Raw genomic sequence first — 2118 nt, 5'->3', positions numbered from 1 at the left:
CCCACCGGCCAACATCAGGACCACAGGCGTCCCGCGGCCGGACTCAAATTCTCATACGAAAGGGTGGCGGCCACGCCGCCCTGGCTGCTCTTGGAGTCGGCGGAGTGCGGCGAGGGCCTGGGAGTAGAGATCCGAGATGGATGTGATCGTCTTCCGGCCGATTTTGGCGGTCTTCACGTTGTTCCAGACCCATTCGTCCGGATTAGTGTCCGGCGCGTATGGCGGCAGACGGAAGATGCGGAGCTTTCCTTCTGTGGTGGTGACGAACTCGCGGACTGCCTTGGAATCGTGGTACGAGGCGCCGTCGACGATGAGAAAGACTTTCCCGCCGTCGTCGTGGAGCAGTTTTCTACAGAAGTCGATGAAGACGCTGGAGTCTACAGAGCCGCCGTGCTGGAGCATGAAGTGTAGCTTCCCCTGGGCGCTGACGGCGGAGAGCATGAGGACTGATTTCCGGTCTCCCGTACCGCTGACGATCGGGGTTTCGCCGACCGGCGCCCAGGTTGTTCCGCCGTGATGGTCGGTGCGGACGGAGGCTTCGTCTGCGAAGTAGACGGTGGCTCCGACCTTCCTTGCTTCGGCGCGGATCTTGGGAAACTGCTCGGTCTTCCAGCGCATGACCTTTGTGTCATCGCGCTGGGTTGCCTGCCTGACGGGACGCTGCGGGGACATCCCCCAACGCCGCAGCATTCTGCCGACCGCCTGTTCGGTGATACCGACCCCGAACAGCCGCACGATGAGGTCACGCACCATCCAGCGGGTCCACAATTGGAAGTCGAACTCCATCTGATCGGGAGTCTTGGTACACAGGATCGTATAGAGCCTGTCCGCCTGCGCCTCGCTCAGTTTTTTCGGCCGGCCGGGAACGGGTTTTGCGCGGAGTGCCTCCACCCCACCATTGCGGTACTGCTGCGCCCACGAGAATACCGTCGACCGCCTGAAACCCAGGGCGGTCGCCAGTTCGTCGGCGCTCTTCCCCTCGTCGACGATCTGACGCGCCACGCGAATCCTTATGGTTTCCAGGGTGGCGTGATCAATTTTTCGACCGTCATTTTCCCGCATGTTGTTATTGAATCACAATAGGGCAGCCGTGTCCAGATGCTAAGATTCCTATTAGTACGGGCCGTTCTTTCCTGCGGTCACCGGGTCAAGCTTGGTCGGCGGAGGCGACGTCGGCCGGACAGACGAAGGCGGTGTCGAAGGCGCCGGGGAGACCTGAGGCGGCAGCGAGGTCACGGACGATGGCGACGGTGTTGCCGCAGTCTGGATGACGGGTGCTGGCTGACARCCGGYGATGCTGGCCGCGAGTAATGCGGCTGCGGGCAGCAGCAAAAGCGAGYGGCGCACGTTTCCCCCGTGGTGTTCGTCGGACCGCGCACTCTAGCGGCTCGGTCGCGAGCACAGGGCCACGGGAGGGACACGCACATCGGGCTGTCACCATGTTCCGGGTGGGTAGGCACACCGCATGGAGAAGCTGAGCCCCGAACTGCGATCATTACGTGCCCGCGCCGCCGCTAATTCCTCGTGGGCGCGAACGTGGGACCGGGCGGCCCGCACCCAGCCGGCACGGGCGGCGATGCTGCGCCGCTTCGAGCAGCAGGTCGACCCGGACGGGGTGCTTGACCCGGCCGAGCGGGCCCGCCGCGCCGAGTATGCCCGCAAAGCCCACATGCAGCTTCTCGCCTTGCGGAGCGCCCAGGTGCGGCGAGAACGGCGACGGGGCAGCAGCGCGTGACCGAAATCGAGATCGGCGCAGAATCCGCCRCCGATACGGAGGTTCGCGGCTTCGGCGGAGCCGCCCGGCGCCCGACCAGTACAGCCCGAGCGGACAACGCCCTTGAGCCCGTCCTTCTCTGAAGGACTTTGGACCACCGCCGACGTCGCGAAGATCTGCGAGGTCAATGAGGGCATCGTCCGATACTGGCGGTTCACCCGCACCGGCCCGCCATGCGGCAAGCTCGGCCGGCATGTCCGCTACCGTTCCGCTGACGTCCACACATGGCTGGCCGAGCAGTGGAAGCGTGAGTCCGGAGGCATGGGCTCCTCCATGCGCCGGCTGGAGTAGAAGCTCCGGCCCTCTCCGTTCTGCGGCCCGCATGTCAACGCACGGTGACAGGC

Annotated in this window: 3 protein-coding genes; 2 read left to right on the top strand and 1 reads right to left on the bottom strand. The window is 64.8% G+C overall.

Going from position 1 to position 2118, the window contains the following annotated elements:
* Positions 1-51: 51 nt before the first annotated feature.
* Entirely contained in the window at positions 52-1062 is a 1011-nt protein-coding gene (locus KBI5_RS24535; protein WP_085016617.1) for an IS630 family transposase, read from the bottom strand.
* A 403-nt stretch (positions 1063-1465) separates the two neighbouring features.
* Here KBI5_RS24535 and KBI5_RS24530 point away from each other — a divergent pair, with 403 nt between their 5' ends.
* Both KBI5_RS24530 and KBI5_RS24525 read left to right on the top strand, forming a co-directional pair.
* On the top strand, positions 1466-1735 hold the full coding sequence (locus KBI5_RS24530) for a hypothetical protein (protein ID WP_085016616.1): 270 nt from the start codon (positions 1466-1468) through the stop codon (positions 1733-1735).
* Positions 1736-1837: 102 nt separating this feature from the next.
* Positions 1838-2065: a helix-turn-helix domain-containing protein gene (locus tag KBI5_RS24525; protein WP_116290016.1), complete on the top strand. Its 228-nt coding sequence runs from the start codon at positions 1838-1840 to the stop codon at positions 2063-2065.
* Positions 2066-2118: the final 53 nt, after the last annotated feature.

Source organism: Frankia sp. KB5 (assembly GCF_002099325.1).
Lineage (GTDB): Bacteria > Actinomycetota > Actinomycetes > Frankiales > Frankiaceae > Frankia > Frankia casuarinae.
Note: the sequence above shows the minus strand (reverse complement) of the source record. Positions and strands in the feature narration are given on the sequence as shown.